This is a genomic window from Pseudomonas triclosanedens (assembly GCF_026686735.1).
Lineage (GTDB): Bacteria > Pseudomonadota > Gammaproteobacteria > Pseudomonadales > Pseudomonadaceae > Pseudomonas > Pseudomonas triclosanedens.
This window is the reverse complement of record NZ_CP113432.1, coordinates 189,972-209,081: the sequence shown is the minus strand read 5'-3', so window position 1 is coordinate 209,081 and position 19,110 is coordinate 189,972. Positions and strand designations below refer to the sequence as shown.

The following is a 19,110-nucleotide window of genomic DNA, read 5'->3' as shown; positions in this document are numbered from 1 at the left end:
CGGCGCGTCCCGAAGGACCCTTGACTTCCCGGCTGCAAGGCCCGGCTCGCGGGCCCTGCGACCGTTCGTCAGTGTGCCTCGTCCCAGTTCGCACCCACTCCGGCTTCGACGACGAGTGGAACGTCCAGTTCCGCAGCCTTGCTCATCAGCGGCCGAATGGCATCGCGGACCTGATCGAGCTGTTCCTCGCGAACCTCCAGCACCAGTTCGTCGTGTACCTGCAGGATGACGCGCGCATCGACCCCGCTCTCCTGCAGCCAGTTATCCACAGCCACCATCGCGCGCTTCATGATGTCCGCGGCAGTGCCCTGCATCGGCGCGTTGATCGCCGTACGCTCCGCCGCCTTGCGCATGGCCTGGTTCTTCGAGCCGATTTCCGGCAGGTACAGGCGGCGACCGAACAGCGTTTCGACGAAGCCCTGCTCGGCGGCTTGGGCGCGGGTGCGCTCCATGTAAGCCAGGACACCAGGGTAGCGGGCGAAATAGCGGTCGATGTAAGCCTGGGCCTCCTTGCGCTCGACGCCGATCTGCTTGGCCAGGCCGAAGGCGCTCATACCGTAGATCAAGCCGAAGTTGATGGCCTTGGCGCTGCGGCGCTGGTCTGAAGTCACTTCCTCCAGCGGCACGCCGAACACTTCGGCGGCGGTGGCGCGGTGCACGTCGCGATCATGGCGGAAGGCATCGAGCAAACCTTCGTCCTTGGCCAGGTGCGCCATGATGCGCAGCTCGATCTGCGAATAGTCCGCCGCTAGCAGCTTGTAGCCCTTGGGTGCGACGAACGCCTGGCGAATGCGACGGCCCTCGGCGGTGCGGATCGGGATGTTCTGCAGATTCGGGTCACTGGAGGACAGCCGGCCGGTAGCCGCCACCGCCTGGTGGTAGCTGGTGTGGATGCGCCCGGTACGAGGGTTGATCTGCTCCGGCAGCTTGTCGGTATAGGTGCTCTTGAGCTTACTCAGCGAGCGGTACTGCATGATGACCTTGGGCAGTTCGTAGTCCTGCTCGGCCAGCTCGGCGAGAACGCTCTCGGCGGTGGACGGCTGGCCGGTAGCGGTCTTCGACAGAATCGGCAGGCCCAGCTTTTCATAGAGGATGGCACCCAGTTGCTTGGGCGAGCCTAGGTTGAACTCTTCGCCGGCAAGCTCGAACGCCTTGCGCTCCAGTTCGACCAGCTTCTCGCCCAGCTCGACGCTCTGCTTGCCGAGCAGGTTGGCGTCGACCAGCGCGCCATTGCGCTCGATGCGCGCCAGCACCGGCACCAACGGCATCTCGATCTCGGTCAGGACCTTCTCCAGCGACGGGATGGCCTGCAGCTTCGCCCACAGCGCGTGGTGCAGGCGCAGGGTCACGTCAGCATCCTCGGCGGCGTAGGGACCGGCCTGCTCGATGGCGATCTGGTCGAAGGTCAGTTGCTTGGCCCCCTTCCCGGCGATGTCCTCGAAACGGATGGTACTCTGGCCGAGGTACTTCAGCGCCAGGCTGTCCATGTCGTGACGGGTCGCGGTGGAGTCCAGCACGTAGGACTCCAGCATGGTATCGAAGGCGACTCCCTGGACAGCGATGGGCGTCGAGGCATTGGCCAGGACATTCATGTCGTACTTGGCGTGCTGGCCGACCTTGCGCTTCTTCGGGTCCTCCAGCAGCGGCTTGAGCGCCAGAAGCACGGCATCGCGGTCGAGTTGCGCGGGCACGCCCATGTAGTTGTGCGCCAGCGGCACGTAGGCGGCCTCACCTTCGGTTACCGCAAAGGAAACGCCAACCACCTGCGCCTGTTGCGGGTCGAGACTGGTGGTCTCGGTGTCGAAGGCGATCAGCTCGGCGGCCTCCAGCTTCTTCAGCCAGGCGTCGAACCCGGCCTGCTCCAGCACCGTGTCGTACTTCGCGGTGGCCTGGACCGAAGCGGCCTCGACATCGCCGCCGCCTTCATCCTTGGCCTCGCGCAGCAGATCATCCAGCCAGTTCTTGAACTCCAGCTCGCGGTACAGGCCGATCAGCGCCTCGCGCTGCGGCTCGCCCGGATGCAGGGAATCGAGGTCGACGTCCAGTTGCACGTCGGTCTTGATGGTCGCCAGCTCGTAGGAGAGGAAGGCCATCTGGCGGTGTTCTTCCAGCTTGGCCGGCAGCCCCTTGGCGCCGCGAATCGGCAGCTCCGGCACTTTGTCCAGGCTGGCGTACAGCACATCGAGACCGCCGCCTACGCCGACGAGCAGTCCCAGCGCGGTCTTCTCGCCAACTCCCGGCACGCCTGGAATGTTGTCCACCTTGTCGCCCATGAGAGCCAGGTAGTCGATGATCAGCTCAGGACCGACACCGAATTTCTCTTTCACGCCATCGGGATCGAGCACGCTACCGGTCATGGTGTTGACCAGCGTAATGTGCCCGTCGACCAGTTGCGCCATGTCCTTGTCACCGGTCGAGATCACCACCGGACGTCCCGCCGTGGCGCTGCGCCGGGCCAAGGTACCGATCACGTCGTCCGCCTCCACGCCCTCCACGCACAGCAACGGGAGGCCCAGCGCCCTTACGCTGGCGTGCAGCGGCTCGACCTGCACCCGCAGTTCGTCCGGCATCGACGGGCGATTGGCCTTGTACTCGGCGAACAGTTCATCGCGGAAGGTTGGCCCCTTGGCATCGAAGACCACTGCGAACGGGCTGTCCGGGTACTGCTTACGCAGGCTCTTGAGCATGTTCAGCACGCCCTTCACCGCGCCTGTGGGCATGCCGGTAGAGGTCGTCAGTGGCGGCAGGGCATGGAACGCGCGATACAGGTAGGACGAGCCGTCCACGAGGACGAGAGGTGCTTGGCTCATGAGTGGAATCAACCTTTTCAGAAGGGCTCGGGCTAAACTGTCCGTAGCCAAATCGACAAAGGGACAAGGTTATCATGCGTATGTTGAACCGCCTGTTGCTCGCTACTCTGCTGGGCCTTGGCGCGACCACCGCAGTAGCGGCGGACGATGCCCCAAGCGCCGAGCCGGACGTGACAATCCGCCAGGAAGGCGACAAGACCATCCAGGAATACCGCATCAATGGGTTCCTCTACGCCATCAAGGTCGTGCCCAAGCACGGCAAGCCGTACTTCCTGGTGCGCCAGGACGGCAGCGATGGCAACTTCATCCGCTCGGACCAGCCCGACAAGCTGATTCCGCAGTGGCAGATCTTCAGCTGGTAAACCCTCTTCCCCACGACGCTCCAGAGGATTGAGCATGTCGGTATTCACGCCTCTGGAGCGGCCTGTTCTCGAAGATTTCCTCGCCCCCTACGAGCTCGGCCGACTGCGCGACTTCCGCGGTATCGCCGAGGGATCGGAGAACAGCAACTTCTTCGTCAGCCTGGAAAAGGGCGAGTTCGTCCTCACCCTGGTCGAACGCGGCCCGGTGCAGGATCTGCCGTTCTTCATCGAGCTGCTCGACGTGCTGCACGACGCCCACCTGCCAGTGCCCTACGCGCTGCGCACCCGCGACGGCGAGGCCCTGCGCCAGCTCGAAGGCAAGCCCGCGCTGCTGCAACCGCGCCTGGCCGGCCGTCACGAACACACCCCGAACAACCACCACTGCAGCGAAGTGGGCGAGTTGCTTGCGCGCCTGCACCTGGCCACTCGCGAGCGCGTCATCGAGCGCCCCAGCGACCGGGGCCTGAGCTGGATGCTCAAGGAAGGCCAGGCATTCCAGTCGCATCTATCCGGCAACGCAGCGCGCTTGCTCGCCAATGCGCTGGAGGAGATCGCCCGCCTGCTGGCCGAACAACCGGCACTGCCGCGCGCCAACCTGCACGCCGACCTGTTCCGCGACAACGTACTGTTCGATGGCCCACACCTGACCGGGCTGATCGACTTCTATAACGCCTGTTCGGGCTGGATGCTCTACGACCTGGCGATCGCCGTGAACGACTGGTGTTCGAACCCGGACGGCACCCTCGACGGCCCCCACGCCCGCGCGCTGCTGGCGGCCTATGCCGCCAGGCGACCGTTCACCGCGCTGGAGGCCGAGCTATGGCCGGAGATGCTCCGCGTGGCCTGCGTGCGGTTCTGGCTGTCCCGCCTGATCGCCGCCGAGGCATTCGCCGGCCAGGACGTGCTGATCCACGATCCCGCGGAGTTCGAGCGCAGACTGGCGCAGAGGCAGAAGGTGGAAATTCGGTTGCCGCTTGCGTTGTGATCGGCACAGCTCAGGGCCGATCCTGCAGGATCGAGCTGCCCCCTCGGGAGAGCAGTCCGGCGCGACACCTCTGCCCAGGTTCAACCCAGGCCCGGCCATCCCTGGCCAGTCGTTCACCGGGCGGCCGCAAGAACTGCGGCTCACCCGCACTTGGAGTGCCCGCAGTTGAGGCACGTCGCACAGCCGTCCATCTGCACCACGGCCAGCGTGTTGCACTTGCCGCACAACTGCGCGCCGCTGGGGAAACCCTCGCCCGGCTCGGCCTTGTTGGTGCCCTGGGCGGCTTCGTAGGCGGCGCGTTTCTCCGCGAGGTAGAGGCGCTGCTCTTCGTCGAGCTGCGGACCTTCCATCAGGCCGATGGCGACCAGGTGGCGCTCTACCACCAAGCCGATCTCGGCGACGATGGACGGCATGTAGATGCCGCCGCGCTTGAGATAGCCGCCGCGCGGGTCGAACACCGCCTTCATCTCCTCCACCAGGAAGGTGCAGTCACCACCCTTGCGGAACACGGCGGACATGATGCGGGTGAGCGCGACGATCCACTGGAAATGATCCATGTTCTTCGAGTTGATGAAGATCTCGAAGGGACGACGCTGCTCATAGGGCGTATCCGGGTTGAGCACCACGTCGTTGATGGTCACGTACAGCGCGTGCTCGAACAACGGCGACTTGATCTTGTAGGTCGCGCCGACCAACATCTCCGGCCGTTGCAGGGTTTCGTCCATCTTTACCACGGCGGCTGCGGCCGCGGCTTCGGCACGGGCCTTCTCCTCGGCCACGTCGACGACCTGGAAGCCCTTGATCTTCTGATTGATCCTGACACTCATCGCAGTTCTCCAAGAGTCAGTACTTGCCGTAATAGCCTTCTTTCAAGGCATCGAAGAGGTTGGCGGCGGTATGCACCTCGCCGTCGTACTCCACCTCCTCGTTGCCCTTGAGCTCCACCACGCTGCCGTCCTCCAGTTCGAAGCGATAGACGGTCTTCTCCAGGTCCGCCTCCTTCACCAGCACGCCCTGGAAGGCCGCCGGGTTGAAACGGAAGGTGGTACAGCCCTTCAGGCCCTGACGCCAGGCGTAGAGGTAGATGTCCTTGAACTGCTCGAATGGGTAGTCGGTGGGAACGTTGGCGGTCTTGGAGATCGACGAATCGATCCACTTCTGCGCCGCGGCCTGAATATCCACGTGCTGTTGCGGCGTCACGTCGTCGGCGGTGATGAAGTAGGCCGGCAGGCGGTGCTGCTCTTCCTCGGCATCCGGCACGGCATGCTTGTCCACGTGGGCGCGGTAGGCCAGCAGCTCATAGCTATAGACCGAAATCTTTTCCTTGGTCTTGCGCCCGGCGCGGATCAGGTTGCGCGAGTAGTGGTGCGCGAAGCTCGGCTCGATGCCGTTGGAAGCATTGTTGGCCAGGCTCAGGCTGATGGTTCCGGTGGGCGCGATGGAGCTATGGTGGGTAAAGCGGGCGCCCTGCTCGGCCAGTTCTTCAACCAGTTGCGGCGCGTACTCGGCGACTCGCTGCATGTAGCGCGAGTACTTGGCGTGGAGCACGCGACCGGCGACCCGGTCGCCAACTTTGTAGCCGTCATCCACCATTTCCGGCCGCTTGCGAAGCATCTCGGCGGTGACTTCATAGTCCTGCGCCAACGCCGGAGCCGGGCCTTTCTCGCGGGAAAGCTCCAGCGCGACTTCCCAGCCGACCAGCGCCATTTCCCGTGCGACCTCTTCGGTAAATACGCAGGCTTCCGGGCTGCCATAGCGCAGCTTGAGCAGCGTCAGCGCCGACCCCAGGCCAAGGAAGCCCATGCCGTGGCGGCGCTTGCCAAGTATTTCCGCACGCTGTTGCTCCAGCGGCAGCCCGTTGATTTCCACTACGTTGTCGAGCATGCGGGTGAAGATGCGCACGACCTCGCGGAAACGCTCCCAGTCGAAGCACGCGTTCTCGCCGAAGGGATCGGTGACGAAGCAGGTCAGGTTCACCGAGCCGAGCAGACACGAGCCGTAGGGCGGCAGCGGCTGCTCGCCGCACGGGTTGGTCGCACGGATGGCCTCGCACCACCAGTTGTTGTTCAGCTCGTTGACTCGGTCGATGAGAATGAAGCCCGGCTCGGCGTAGTCGTAGGTGGAGACCATGATCATGTCCCACAGATGCCGCGCCTTGACCCGGCCATAGACCTTGCAGGCAACCCGGCCATCCGTGCCGATCAGGTACTCGTCGTGGATCGGCCAGTCGCGCCAGACAACCTGCTCCGGGTCCTTGAGGTCGACCTCGTCGCGCTCCTTCTGATGGATCGGGAAGACCAACGGCCATTCGTCGTCGCCCTCCACCGCGGCCATGAAACCGTCGGTAATCAGCAGGCTGAGATTGAACTGGCGCAGGCGGCCGTCCTCCCGCTTGGCGCGGATGAACTCGCGTACATCCGGATGGCTGACATCGAACGTACCCATCTGTGCGCCGCGCCGGCCCCCGGCCGAACTGACGGTGAAGCACATCTTGTCGTAGATATCCATGAACGACAGCGGCCCGCTGGTGTGTGCGCCAGCGCCGGAAACGTAAGCGCCACGCGGACGCAGCGTACTGAACTCGTAACCTATGCCACAGCCGGCCTTGAGCGTAAGCCCCGCCTCGTGGACCTTCTGCAGGATGTCATCCATCGAGTCGCGGATGATGCCGGAGACGGTGCAGTTGATGGTTGAAGTCGCCGGCTTGTGCCCCTGGGCGCCAGCGTTGGAAATGATCCTCCCCGCCGGGATGGCGCCATTGCGCAAGGCCCACAGGAAGCGCTCGTACCACGTCTCGCGCAGGGCCTTGTTCGCCTCGACATCCGCCAGGGCGCGGGCAACCCGCTGCCAGGTCTCGTCGACGCTGCCGTCAATGGGTTTACCGCTCTTGTGCTTGAGGCGGTACTTGCTGTCCCAGATGTCCTGCGAGGCGGGTTGCAGGGCGAGGACTCCTTGGTCGGCGCCACGGGGGCGCGCATCGGTCTTGGCCATCCGGGGAATAACCTCCTGTTGGTTGGGTGGCAGGCGCAATGGAACGCGAGTAGACCCAATATGTAGACCCCAAAAACTGACTGACATCAATATGTAGTATCGTCAGTTCCCCAACCACTCAACATAGACGGTTGGACGGCGTGTGCGGCGACAGGTCCGGAATTCCAGACGACCGGAAGGTTTGGCGGCGATTTTCGGACGGGGGAAGTGCGACGATCAGGCGCGGGGACGGCGCATGGCGCAGAGGGGGAATTGCGGGGGAGAACGCTCCCCGTATTCGAGGAGCGCTTCGCAGGATGGCGCGCCGACCTGGCTTCAGAGTTTCTCCAGGCAGCTCGCGAACTCGCCGGCCAGATTGCCCAGCAGGTTCTCGTAGCCCTGGGCGTCGACCTTGACGCTCACACCCAGGTCATCCAGTTCGGCCAGGCGCACCGGCAGGCCCTGGCTGAGGGTATCGGCCAGGCGCGGGCGGATCGGCGGCTCGCTGAAAATGCAGGAAGGGCCGGCCTTCTGCAGTTGCGCGCGCATGCCGGCGACATGGCGCGCGCCAGGCTGGACATCTGCGGACACGGCGAAGACACCCGTATGGCGCAGGCCGTAGGCTTCCTCGAAATAGTCGAAAGCCTCGTGGAAGACAAAGAACGGCTTGCCCTTGAGCGGCGCGATGCGTTGTTTCAGGCGCGCATCGAGGGTTTCCATGCGCTCGTCGAAGGCCTTCAGGTTGGCCTGGTAGCGGCTGGCGTTGGCCGGATCGGCGATGGCCAGGTCCTCGGCCATGCGCGCGGCGATCACCTGGGCGTTGGCCGGCAGCAGCCAGAGGTGCGCGTCGATCATGCCCGGACGGTGATCATGGTCATGGCCCATCTCATCATGGCCAGGGTCGTCATCGTGGCCCGGATGGTTCGATTCGCTGAAGTCGGCGAACTTGCGCAGGTGCATGCCGGCCTGATCCTGCAACGCAACGCTCGGGCCCTTGCGGCTTTCCAGCACCTTGGGCAGGAAACTCTCCAGGTCCGGGCCGACCCAGTAGAACAACTGCGCGTCGCGCACACGGCGGATGTCGGACGGACGCAGCGAGTAGCTGTGCGGCGAGGCACCCGGCGGCAACAGCACGTCCGGCGTACCTTCACCATCCTGAATAGCGGCAGCGATCAATTGCAGCGGCTTGATGCTGGTCAGCACGCTGACCTCGGCGCGAACGGAAAGGCTCAGCAGCAGCGAGCAGCAGGCGAGCAGCAGGGCGGCGGGACGGAAGGACACGGCGGCACTCACACAGGCGGGGGATGAAAGGGTAATATAATAACGTCTCTGAACCCGAGCGTCGCCGCGCATGTACAAGATCGCCCCCAAGACTCCCCTCGCCTGCCGTCCGCACGACCACGCAAGCTGCGTGGCCAGCGCCCTGGCCGACGCCGACGCGCTGTGCGCGCGCCAGGGGGTGCGCCTGACCGAGCTGCGCCGGCGCGTGCTGGAGCTGGTCTGGGCGAGCCACAAGCCGCTGGGCGCCTACGACATCCTCGCCGTGCTCAGCGAGGAAGACGGCCGCAAGGCCGCGCCGCCCACGGTCTACCGTGCCCTCGACTTCCTCCTGGAAAACGGCCTGGTGCACCGCATCGCATCGCTCAACGCCTTCATCGGCTGCGCCCACCCGGAACACGCCCACGAGGGCCAGTTCCTGATCTGCCGTGCCTGCCACACCGCCATCGAGCTGGAGCAGCCCTCCATCAGCGAGGCGATCGTCTCCGGCGCCAGGAGCGTCGGCTTCTCCGTGGAAACCCAGACCGTCGAAGTGGTCGGTCTCTGCGGCGCCTGCGCCCCCGGCCAGCGGGGGGCCTGATGAGCGACGCTCTGATCCGCCTGCAAGGCGTCGGCGTCAGCTATGGCGGCCAGGCGGTGTTGCAGAATGTCGACCTGACCATCGCCCCCGGCGAGATCGTCACCCTGATCGGCCCCAACGGCGCCGGCAAGACGACCCTGGTGCGCAGCGTGCTCGGCCTGCTCAAGCCCGATACCGGCAGCGTCTGGCGCCAGCCGAAGCTGACCATCGGCTACATGCCGCAGAAGCTCCACGTCGACCCGACCCTGCCGCTCACCGTGCTGCGCTTCCTGCGTCTGGTGCCCGGCGTACAGCGTACCCATGCGCTCGACGCGCTGACGGAAGTCGGCGCGGCCCACGTCCTCGACAAGCCGCTGCAAAGCGTATCCGGTGGCGAATTGCAGCGCGTGCTGCTGGCCCGTGCCCTGCTGCGCAAACCCGAACTGCTGGTGCTCGACGAACCGGTGCAAGGCGTCGATGTCGCCGGCCAGGCCGAGCTCTACCGCCTCATCGGCCGTCTGCGCGACCGCCTGGGCTGCGGTGTGCTGATGGTCTCCCATGACCTGCACCTGGTTATGAGCGCCACCGACAAGGTGGTCTGCCTGAATCGCCACGTCTGCTGTTCCGGGCATCCCGAACAGGTCAGCGGCGACCCGGCGTTCGTCGAACTGTTCGGCCAGGACGCCCGCAGCCTCGCGGTCTATCACCACCACCATGACCACTCCCACGACCTGCACGGCGAGGTGGTGAAGCCTGCCTTCCCCGCCGGCACGCGCTTCACTCCGGTCCACCAGCACGGCCCCGACTGCAATCATGGCTGACTTCCTGCTCAACGCTCTCCTCGCCGGGCTGGCCCTGGCGGTGGTCGCCGGGCCCCTGGGTTCGTTCGTCGTCTGGCGGCGCATGGCCTACTTCGGCGACACCCTTTCCCACGCCGCGTTGCTGGGCGTCGCCCTCGGCTTCCTGCTCGACGTGAGCCCTACCCTGGCGGTAACCGTCGGCTGCGTGCTGCTAGCCGTCCTGCTGGTAACGCTGCAGCAGCGCCAGCCGCTGGCCGCCGACACGCTGCTGGGTATCCTCGCCCACAGCACGCTGTCGCTGGGTCTGGTCACCCTGAGCTTCATGAAGGAAGTGCGCGTCGACCTGATGGCCTACCTGTTCGGCGACCTGCTCGCGGTAAGCCAGACCGACCTGTTGTGGATCGTCGCCGGCAGCGCTCTGGTGCTGGGGCTGATCTGCTGGCTGTGGCGACCGCTGCTGGCGATTACCGTGCACGAGGAACTGGCGCGTGTCGAAGGCCTGCCGGTCACCGCCATCCGGCTGGCGCTGATGTTGCTGATCGCCATCGTCATCGCCGTGGCGATGAAGATTGTCGGCGTGCTGCTGATCACCTCGCTGCTGATCATTCCCGCCGCCGCGGCCCAAAGGCACGCCCGCAGCCCTGAACAAATGGCCTTCGGCGCGAGTCTGATCGGGCTGGTGGCGGTGTGCGCCGGGTTGTCGCTGTCCTGGTTCAAGGACACCCCTGCCGGCCCCTCCATCGTGGTCAGCGCAGCCGGGCTGTTCCTGCTGAGTTTTGTCCTGCCGCGCCGGACGGTGTAGAATTTGGCGATTTTTTGATCAAAAGAGACCCTGACGCATGAAGTCGTTCGTCATCCGCCTGTTCTCGCTGATGGCCCTGGCGCTGGCTCTGGCCGCCTGCCAGAGCACCGCGAGCAACCCGGCCAGCAGCAGTGGCTTCGAAACCGAACTGGCCGCCGGCCGTCTGGAATCCGCTCAGCTTGCCCTCGGCTCCGAGCAGGAAACTACCACTCAGCTCGCCGAGCGCCGCAAGCGCCTGGCCGATGCCTACCTCGAGCGCAGCCGCGACGCGCTGGCCAAGGGCGACGTCAACGGCGCGACCACCGCCCTGACCCGCGCCCGCTCATTGATGCCCCGCGCCCCCGGTGTCGCCGCCGATGTGAGCGGCCTGCAGAAACCCGCCGCTCCGATGGCCCCGGCTGCCCAGCCGAACTGCACGCCTTGAACCCACGGACGCCTCGCCCGGGGCGTCCGTTATTCCCTTTTGTCCCGTGCTTAGCTGAACAAAGATTAATCAGCCATAAAAAAGCAGGTTAAAATGCGCGGTTTTGGCTGACCGCCTACGCTCGTTGCCTACGCCTGTTCATCCGACGGCCCTGGCGGCGAGCGGCGCCTTCCCGTACCCACAAGGTTCGCTACGTGATCGAATTCCACGACGTCCACAAGACCTATCGCGTCGCAGGACGCGATATCCCGGCCCTGCAGCCGACCCGCCTGACCATCGAGGGCGGCCAGGTCTTCGGCCTGATCGGCCATTCCGGCGCCGGCAAGAGTACCCTGCTGCGCCTGATCAACCGCCTGGAAGAACCCAGCGGCGGGCGCATCGTCATCGACGGCGAAGATATCACCGCCCTGGATGCCGACGGCCTGCGCCGTTTCCGCCAGCGTGTCGGGATGATCTTCCAGCACTTCAACCTGCTCGCCTCCAAGACCGTCGCCGACAACATCGCCATGCCGATGAAGCTTGCCGGCACGTACAGCGCCGCCGAAATCAACGCGCGGGTGGGCGAACTGCTCGCGCGGGTCGGCCTTCAGGACCATGCCCGCAAATATCCGGCGCAACTCTCCGGCGGCCAGAAGCAGCGCGTCGGCATCGCCCGCGCCCTCGCCTGCCGCCCCAAGATCCTGCTCTGCGACGAAGCCACCAGCGCTCTCGACCCGCAGACCACCGGCCAGGTCCTGCAACTGCTGGCCGAGATCAACCGCGAGCTGAAGCTGACCATCGTGCTGATCACCCACGAGATGGACGTGATCCGCCGCGTTTGCGACCAGGTGGCAGTAATGGACGCCGGCCGCATCGTCGAACAGGGAGAAGTCGCCGACGTATTCCTCCATCCGCAGCACGAAACCACCCGCCGTTTCGTCTTCGAAGCCGAGCGCGTGGACGAGGACGAACAACACGACGATTTCGCCCACGTGCCGGGCCGCATCCTGCGCCTGACCTTCCGCGGCGAGGCAACCTACGCGCCGCTGCTGGGCACCGTCGCGCGCCAGACCGGCGTGGACTACAGCATCCTTGCGGGGCGCATCGACCGCATCAAGGACCAGCCCTACGGCCAACTCACCCTGTCCCTGGTGGGCGGTGACATCGAAGCCGCACTGGCGCAGCTCAACGCCGCCGAAGTCCACGTGGAGGTGCTGCGCGCATGAATGCCTTCCTTGAAACCCTGGGCTTTGTGAACATCGACTGGTCCGAGATACTCCAGGCCAGCATCGACACCTTCTGGATGCTCGGCGGCTCGCTGCTGTTCACCATCATCCTGGGCCTGCCGCTAGGCGTTCTGCTGTTCCTCACCGGCCCCAAGCAGATGTTCGAGAACCGCGCGGTCTATGCCATGTTGTCCTTCGTGGTGAACGTGCTGCGTTCGCTGCCGTTCATCATCCTGCTGATCGTGATGATTCCCTTCACCGTGCTGATCACCGGCACCTCCCTGGGCGTCGCCGGTGCGATTCCGCCGCTGGTGGTGGGCGCCACGCCGTTCTTCGCGCGCCTGGTGGAAACTGCCCTGCGCGAAGTGGACAAAGGCATCATCGAGGCAACCCAGGCAATGGGGGCCAGCACCCGCCAGATCATCTGGAACGCCCTGCTGCCAGAAGCCCGCCCAGGCATCATCGCCGCCATCACCGTCACCGCCATCACCCTGGTGTCCTACACCGCGATGGCCGGCGTGGTCGGCGCCGGCGGCCTCGGCGACCTGGCCATCCGCTTCGGCTACCAGCGCTTCCAGACCGACGTGATGGTGGTCACCGTGGTGATGCTGCTGGTGCTCGTACAGATTCTGCAGACCGTCGGCGACAAGCTGGTGGTCCACTACTCCCGCAAGTAACCATACGGCCCGCCGGACGCGGGCCTTCTCAGGAGCCAACAATGAAAAAACTGCTCGCCGCTTTCGCCGCCGCCGCAGCCTTCTCCGCCCCGCTGGCCCAGGCCGCCGACAGCCTGACCGTCGCCGCCACCCCGGTGCCGCACGCCGAAATCCTCAACTTCGTCAAACCGATGCTGGCGAAGGAAGGCGTGGAGCTCAAGGTCAAGGAATTCACCGACTACGTGCAGCCCAACACCCAGGTCGCCGAGAAGCGCCTGGACGCCAACTTCTTCCAGCACCAGCCGTACCTGGATGAGTTCAACAAGTCCAAGGGCACCAGCCTGGTCGCCGTGACTGGGGTGCACATCGAGCCGCTGGGCGTCTACTCCACCAAGATCAAGAAGCTCGACGAACTGCCGGCCGGCGCCACCGTGGTCATCCCCAACGACGCCACCAATGGCGGCCGCGCCCTGCTGCTGCTGGACAAGGCCGGGGTGATCAAGCTCAAGGACAACAAGTCCATCACCGCCACTCCGAAAGACATCGCCGAGAACCCGAAGAACATCAAGGTGCGTGAGCTGGAAGCAGCCACCCTGCCGCGCGTGCTGACCCAGGTCGACCTCGCCCTGATCAACACCAACTACGCCCTGGAAGCCAAGCTGAACCCGACCAAGGACGCGCTGGCCATCGAAGGCTCCGATTCGCCCTACGTGAACATCCTGGTCGCCCGTCCGGACAACAAGGACAGCGCCGCCATGCAGAAGCTGGCCGCAGCCCTGCATAGCCCCGAGGTGAAGCAGTTCATCCTCGAGAAGTACAAGGGCGCCGTCGTTCCGGCCTTCTGATCGCCGCAACAAGCGCACCCTCGAAAAGCCCGGTCGAATGACCGGGCTTTTTTGTTTCCGCATCGGCGCAAATGGCGCGATCCAGAGCCTTCCGCTCGATAAATCGCCAACCTTCGCCGCATATTTTCCATGCCGCAAAGGCATCGGCATTTCCGGCTTTTCCGCCATCCCGCAGCCGGCGCGGCTTTCAAGGGAAAAGGCCAGTCATATAGTTCTTCAGGTTATTTCAATAACAAAAATAATTACTTCAAGAACTAAGCACTCCTGCCAATCATGCAGGTCCGCGCAGCACTACTGCGGACTTCATCGTCACGCAAGGAGATCGTCCCCATGTCCCATCCCCAGCATGCCCTGGCACCGGAATCGTTCCTGCGCCACGTGCCCGGTGGCGACCTGGTCGATCTCGGCCGGCCGCTGCGCCAAGCACTGGAGCTTGGCCGCCACGTGCCGGCCAAGACGCGCACACTGGGTCGCCGCGAAGCCGTCCTGCTCGGCCTGTTCGCCCTGACCCTGCATGGAGCGGTGATCTACTGGCTGAGCCAGCAACCCACGCCGCAGCTGCCGGAAGTCCCGCCGCAGGTTCCGCCGATGACCATCGAATTCACCGCGCCGACTCCGCCGGCGGTAGAGCCACCGCCGCCCGAGCCGATCCCCGAACCGGTGGTACAGGAGCCGCCACCCCCGGTGGTGGATGAGAACGCGGTGAAACCGCCGCCGCCCAAACCGATTCCCAAGCCCAAGCCGAAACCGGTGGCCAAACCCGTGCCCAAACCGGTCGAGCAGCCGGCGCCGCCAAAGGCCGAGACTCCGCCGCCGCAACCGGCTCCGTCCGCCCCGACAGCACCGGCTCCGGCACCGCTGACACCGCCTTCGGCCAACGCCGGCTACCTGCACAACCCGGCGCCGGAATACCCACCGCTGGCGCTGCGCCGCGGCTGGGAAGGCACCGTGCTGCTGCGCGTCCACGTACTGGCCAGTGGCAGCCCGAGCGAGATCCAGGTGCAGAAGACCAGTGGCCGCGAGGCCCTCGACGAGGCTGCGATCCGCGCGGTGAAGCGTTGGCGCTTCGTGCCGGCCAAACGCGGTGATGTCGCCCAGGACGGCTGGGTCAGCGTACCCATCGACTTCAAATTGAACTGATACCCGCGAGCGATCGCACAGGAGAAATGCCATGAGTCTGCCTCTCAACCCCCTGGAATCCGTCGAAGGCGCCGTGATCTGGCTGCTGGTCGGCTTCTCCGTCGTCACCTGGGCGCTGGCGCTGGTGAAAGGCGTCCAGTTCACTCGCCAGAAAGCTCAGGACAAGCGCTTCCAGAAGCAGTTCTGGAGCGCCACCAGCCTCGAATCGGCCGGCGACCAGGCCGCCGGCAAACCCGGTGCCGGCGCCCGCGTGGCCCAGGCCGGTTTCGCCGCCATCCAGGTGCAGGACAACGGCCAGCCGGACCTCGCCCAGTCGATCAACCACCAGGACCGCCTGGAGCGCGCACTGCGCCAGCAGATCCAGCGCGAACGCCGCTCTCTGGAATCTGGCCTGGCAGTGCTCGCCTCGATCGGCTCCACCTCGCCCTTCATCGGCCTGTTCGGCACGGTGTGGGGCATCATGGAAGCGCTCAAGGGCATCAGCGCGGCCGGCTCGGCAAGCCTGGAAACCGTGGCCGGCCCCATTGGCAGCGCGCTGATCGCAACCGGCGTAGGCATCGCCGTCGCCGTGCCTGCGGTGCTGGTCTACAACTACTTCCTCCGCCGCCTCAAGCTCACCGCCGCCGACCTTGACGACTTCGCCCACGACTTCTACAGCCTGGCGCAGAAGAGCGCGTTCCGCGTCGTCACACTGCCCACCGCGACGCGCAAGGGTGCTGCCGGCGCCAGCGTGAAGGAGGCGAGCTGACATGGCCTTCTCTACCCAGGACAGCGACGAGGTTCTCTCCGAAATCAACGTCACCCCGCTGGTGGACGTGATGCTGGTGTTGCTGGTGGTGTTCATCGTCACCGCGCCGCTGTTGACCAACGCCATCCCGATCAACCTGCCCAAGACCGAAGCGGTCGCCCCGCCGGAGCAGAAAGACCCACTGGTGGTGAGCATCGACGGCGCCGGCAAGTGGTTCATCAACAAGGACGAAATCCAGCCGGAACTGCTGCAGGGGAACCTGGAGGCCGCCAAGGCCAGGGATGCCGAGCTGCGCGTGCAGTTGCAGGCCGACGAAGGGGTGAACTACGGGCAGGTCGCCAAGGCGATGGCCTCCATCGAGAAGGCGGGGATCACCAAACTGGCAGTCATCACGGCACGTTGAGATTTCTGTAAAACGCCTGAAACAGAGCGGGCGTAGAACAGATGCTCCACAACGTACCAAAGCTTCAAGGCCGCTTACCCAATACTCAGGCAGGGGTGAGCGGCCTTTTTTTATCCGATGTTTCCGCCACGGTTCGATGAGTTCCGGAGGCGCTCGTTCAGCCGTTCGTCGTCATCCCCCTTCCGCCGATAATTCCCGGCCCATCAGGCCCTTCCGCGCCCGCAGCTCTTACTCTAAGTTGATGACAGCCTGGAGACCTGAGGGGTACCGCATGACATCGTCTCCCGCCTCGGATGGCCCGTTCTATCCACCGACACTGGGGGTGCCGGACCGCTTCACACCCGAACAACTGCGCGCCTCGCTCGACATCACCATGAGCGAACACGGCGCCGGGCCGGTGTGGCTGTTCGCCTATGGATCGCTGATCTGGCGGCCGGAGTTTCCGGTGGCCGAGGCTCGCCGTGCGCGGGTGCACGGCTACCACCGCGGGCTCTACCTGTGGTCGCTGACCCACCGCGGGACGCCGGAAATGCCCGGCCTGGTGCTGGGGCTGGATCGCGGCGGCTCCTGCTCGGGCTTCGCCTTCCGCCTGCCGGACGACAACCTGGACGCCAATCTCTACGCACTCTGGGAGCGCGAGATGCCCTATGCGTCGTATCGCCCGGAATGGCTGAGTTGCCGCCTCGACGACGGCAGCCGCGTGCGCGCCCTGGGCTTCGTCCTCGAACGCCACCTGCCCAGCTACGCCGGCGCGCTGCCCGACAACATCGTGCAACGCGTGCTGGACAGCGCCCAGGGCCACTTCGGCACCACCCGCGATTACGTCGAGCAAACCGCCAGGGCTCTGCGCGAATGCGCCATGCCTGACCTCAATCTGGAAGGCATCCTGGCCCGCTGTTGCCCGCTGCGCCGGGTGCAGGAGTGAATGACTTATCGCCGTTCGTTAGATGAAAATACTGCATAAGCAAAGAATTTCTTATTCCTTAACGAATATTAAAACACTCCCTAGAATGCCTTCTCATGACGATTCGAGAGGGCCGCCCCATGCGCAACGAACGCACCCGCTACCTGATCGTGCCGGGCTGGCACGGCTCCGAGGACGACCACTGGCAAAGCCATTGGCAGCGTGCGCTGCCGAACGCCGCGCGGGTCGAACAAAGCGACTGGATCGCCCCGCAGCGCGCCGACTGGATCGCCGAGCTCGAGCGTGCAATCCGCCGCGACTCCGGCCGCGTAGTGCTCATCGCCCACAGCCTCGGCTGCGTGACCGTCGCCGCCTGGGCGGCACAGGCCGATCGACGCACGCTGGCCCAGGTCGCCGGCGCACTGCTGGTGGCGCCGGCCGACGTCGAACGGGAAACCTGTCACGAGGCCCTGCGCAACTTCGCCCCCATCGCGCGCCAGACGCTGCCCTTCCCCTCTGTGCTGGTCGGCTCCGACAACGACCAGGCCTGCGCTCCGCAGCGCGCCCTGGCACTTGGCCGCTGCTGGGGCGCAGAAACGGTGATCCTGCCTTCGGCCGGGCACATCAATGTGAAATCCGGACACGGCGCGTGGGATTCCGGCTACCGCCACCTGTTCCGCCTGCAGTACCTGATCGACCTGCAATCGCGCCGGCGCGCCTGAAGGCAAGGCGCGGTTACAACCGCGCCCATCCCAATGCGCCGCGGATTCGGCTAGGGTGATGCAAAGCCCCGCCGGAGACCGCCATGCCCCCGTTGCACGACCTGTCCGCCGTCGAACTGCTGGCCCTGTACCGCTCGCACCAGCTCTCCCCGGTCGAATACTTCGATCACCTGATCGCCCATATCGAACGCTGGGAGCCCCACCTCGGCGCGCTCTACGCGCACGACCCGCAGCGCGCCCGCGAGCAGGCGCGGCGTTCGGAGGCACGCTGGGTACGCTGTGCGCCCTGCGGGGAGCTTGACGGGGTGCCGGTGACGATCAAGGAACTGATCGCCACCTGCGGCGACCCGATCCCCCAGGGCAGCGCTGCCACGCTCCTGCAGCCGGCTGCGGCCGATGCGCCACCCGCGGCGCGCATGTCGGAAGCCGGCGCGATCCTGCTGGGCAAGACCACCGTACCGGACTTCGGCATGCTCTCCTCCGGCCTTTCAAGCTTCCATGCGCTGGCGCGCAACCCCTGGGACCTGCGCATGAACCCGGGCGGCTCCAGCGCCGGAGCGGCCTGCGCCGCGGCGGCAGGCTACGGCCCGCTGCACATCGGCACCGACATCGGCGGTTCGGTGCGCCTTCCCGCCGGCTGGTGCGCGCTGGTCGGCTTCAAACCGAGCCTCGGGCGGATTCCCGTCGACCCTTACTACACCGGCCGCTGCGCCGGCCCCATGACGCGGACACTGGACGACGCGGCGCTGATGATGCGCCACCTCTCCCGGCCGGACTGGCGGGACGCCACCGGCCTGCCGCCAGCGGAACTGGATTGGCAAATCCTGCCCGCCGACGTGCGCGGCCTGCGCATCGGCCTTCAACTGGACCCAGGCTGCGGCCTGCAACCCGAGGCGGAAGTCCGCGCCGCCATCGAAGCCGCCACGCGGCGATTTGCCGATGCGGGCGCGGAGATCATCGAAGTGCGGCCGATCCTCGACCGTCAACTACTGGATGGCCTGGACAAATTCTGGCGCGCAAGACTCTGGGCCGAACTGGAAAACCTCCCCGCCGAACGCCAGGCCAAGGTGCTGCCGTATATCTTCCAGTGGGCCGAAGGCGGTGCCTCGGTGAGCGGCGCGGATGCCGTGCGCGGCTTCAACCGCACCTTCGAAATGCGGCGGCGCGCAGCCGAGCAGTTCCAGGAGATCGACTTTCTCCTCTCACCAACCAACCAGGTCGCCTCGTTCCCGGCCGAATGGGCCTCGCCGACCAACGATCCGGCATTGCCATTCGAGCACATCGGCTTCACCGTGCCGTGGAACATGTCCGAGCAGCCGGCGCTTTCGATCAACTGCGGTTTCACCGCCAGCGGCATGCCCATAGGCTTGCAGATAGTCGGCCCGCGCTTCGCCGATGTCGACGTACTGAGTCTGGGCAAGGCCTTCGAACTCTGGCGCGGCCCGCTCGCGCACTGGCCGCAGCCACCGCGGGCCGACTAAGCTCAGTCCATACGCC

At 65.5% G+C, this 19,110-nt stretch carries 19 protein-coding genes; 15 read left to right on the top strand and 4 right to left on the bottom strand.

Annotation, left to right across the window (positions count from 1 at the left end; genetic code table 11):
- Positions 1-68 precede the first annotated feature (68 nt).
- Positions 69-2,810: a DNA polymerase I gene (gene polA / locus OU419_RS00960; RefSeq protein ID WP_254469859.1), complete on the bottom strand. Its 2,742-nt coding sequence runs from the start codon at positions 2,808-2,810 to the stop codon at positions 69-71.
- Positions 2,811-2,884: 74 nt separating this feature from the next.
- On the opposite strand from polA, the gene OU419_RS00955 reads away from it, so the two are divergent.
- Both OU419_RS00955 and OU419_RS00950 read left to right on the top strand, forming a co-directional pair.
- On the top strand, positions 2,885-3,172 hold the full coding sequence (locus OU419_RS00955; RefSeq protein ID WP_254469858.1) for a DUF2782 domain-containing protein: 288 nt from the start codon (positions 2,885-2,887) through the stop codon (positions 3,170-3,172).
- 34 nt (positions 3,173-3,206) lie between these two features.
- Positions 3,207-4,157 carry a homoserine kinase gene (locus OU419_RS00950; protein ID WP_254469857.1) on the top strand — a complete coding sequence of 317 codons (951 nt, stop codon included), beginning with the start codon at positions 3,207-3,209 and terminating at the stop codon, positions 4,155-4,157.
- 140 nt (positions 4,158-4,297) lie between these two features.
- Here the strand turns inward: OU419_RS00950 and OU419_RS00945 are convergent, their stop codons facing one another.
- From OU419_RS00945 to znuA, 3 genes are all read right to left on the bottom strand, one after another.
- Positions 4,298-4,984 carry a TSCPD domain-containing protein gene (locus tag OU419_RS00945; RefSeq protein WP_254469856.1) on the bottom strand — a complete coding sequence of 229 codons (687 nt, stop codon included), beginning with the start codon at positions 4,982-4,984 and terminating at the stop codon, positions 4,298-4,300.
- 16 nt (positions 4,985-5,000) lie between these two features.
- Positions 5,001-7,148, bottom strand: coding sequence for an adenosylcobalamin-dependent ribonucleoside-diphosphate reductase (locus OU419_RS00940; RefSeq protein ID WP_408004916.1), 2,148 nt, complete (start codon positions 7,146-7,148; stop codon positions 5,001-5,003).
- A gap of 315 nt (positions 7,149-7,463) precedes the next feature.
- Positions 7,464-8,408, bottom strand: coding sequence for a zinc ABC transporter substrate-binding protein ZnuA (gene znuA, locus OU419_RS00935; RefSeq protein WP_254469854.1), 945 nt, complete (start codon positions 8,406-8,408; stop codon positions 7,464-7,466).
- Positions 8,409-8,478: 70 nt separating this feature from the next.
- Here znuA and zur point away from each other — a divergent pair, with 70 nt between their 5' ends.
- The 13 genes from zur (at position 8,479) to OU419_RS00870 (ending at position 19,094) form a co-directional block, all read left to right on the top strand.
- Positions 8,479-8,985 carry a zinc uptake transcriptional repressor Zur gene (zur, locus tag OU419_RS00930; protein WP_254469853.1) on the top strand — a complete coding sequence of 169 codons (507 nt, stop codon included), beginning with the start codon at positions 8,479-8,481 and terminating at the stop codon, positions 8,983-8,985.
- The gene (gene znuC, locus OU419_RS00925) at positions 8,985-9,785 is read left to right on the top strand and encodes a zinc ABC transporter ATP-binding protein ZnuC (RefSeq protein ID WP_254469852.1); all 801 of its coding nucleotides are present in this window, start codon (positions 8,985-8,987) and stop codon (positions 9,783-9,785) included. The genes zur and znuC overlap by 1 nt, the downstream gene beginning before the upstream one ends.
- Positions 9,778-10,566, top strand: a complete 789-nt coding sequence (znuB, locus tag OU419_RS00920; RefSeq protein ID WP_254469851.1) for a zinc ABC transporter permease subunit ZnuB — start codon at positions 9,778-9,780, stop codon at positions 10,564-10,566. Before znuC ends, znuB begins: the two co-directional genes overlap by 8 nt.
- A gap of 37 nt (positions 10,567-10,603) precedes the next feature.
- A complete protein-coding gene (locus OU419_RS00915; protein ID WP_254469850.1) occupies positions 10,604-10,990 on the top strand; it encodes a hypothetical protein in 387 nt (128 codons plus the stop codon).
- A 194-nt stretch (positions 10,991-11,184) separates the two neighbouring features.
- On the top strand, positions 11,185-12,195 hold the full coding sequence (locus OU419_RS00910) for a methionine ABC transporter ATP-binding protein (protein WP_254469849.1): 1,011 nt from the start codon (positions 11,185-11,187) through the stop codon (positions 12,193-12,195).
- A complete protein-coding gene (locus tag OU419_RS00905) occupies positions 12,192-12,872 on the top strand; it encodes a methionine ABC transporter permease (protein WP_254469848.1) in 681 nt (226 codons plus the stop codon). Before OU419_RS00910 ends, OU419_RS00905 begins: the two co-directional genes overlap by 4 nt.
- Before the next feature lie 41 nt (positions 12,873-12,913).
- A complete protein-coding gene (locus OU419_RS00900; RefSeq protein WP_254469847.1) occupies positions 12,914-13,696 on the top strand; it encodes a MetQ/NlpA family ABC transporter substrate-binding protein in 783 nt (260 codons plus the stop codon).
- 330 nt (positions 13,697-14,026) lie between these two features.
- Positions 14,027-14,836, top strand: coding sequence for an energy transducer TonB (locus OU419_RS00895; RefSeq protein ID WP_254469846.1), 810 nt, complete (start codon positions 14,027-14,029; stop codon positions 14,834-14,836).
- Between the two features lie 31 nt (positions 14,837-14,867).
- Positions 14,868-15,584: a MotA/TolQ/ExbB proton channel family protein gene (locus OU419_RS00890; protein ID WP_254469845.1), complete on the top strand. Its 717-nt coding sequence runs from the start codon at positions 14,868-14,870 to the stop codon at positions 15,582-15,584.
- Between the two features lies 1 nt (position 15,585).
- On the top strand, positions 15,586-15,987 hold the full coding sequence (locus tag OU419_RS00885; RefSeq protein ID WP_254469844.1) for an ExbD/TolR family protein: 402 nt from the start codon (positions 15,586-15,588) through the stop codon (positions 15,985-15,987).
- A gap of 271 nt (positions 15,988-16,258) precedes the next feature.
- Positions 16,259-16,912: a gamma-glutamylcyclotransferase gene (locus OU419_RS00880; protein WP_254469843.1), complete on the top strand. Its 654-nt coding sequence runs from the start codon at positions 16,259-16,261 to the stop codon at positions 16,910-16,912.
- Positions 16,913-17,031: 119 nt separating this feature from the next.
- Complete coding sequence (locus tag OU419_RS00875; RefSeq protein WP_254469842.1) at positions 17,032-17,613, top strand: alpha/beta hydrolase; 582 nt, start codon at positions 17,032-17,034, stop codon at positions 17,611-17,613.
- An 83-nt stretch (positions 17,614-17,696) separates the two neighbouring features.
- Entirely contained in the window at positions 17,697-19,094 is a 1,398-nt protein-coding gene (locus OU419_RS00870) for an amidase (protein WP_254469841.1), read from the top strand.
- Positions 19,095-19,110 lie beyond the last annotated feature (16 nt).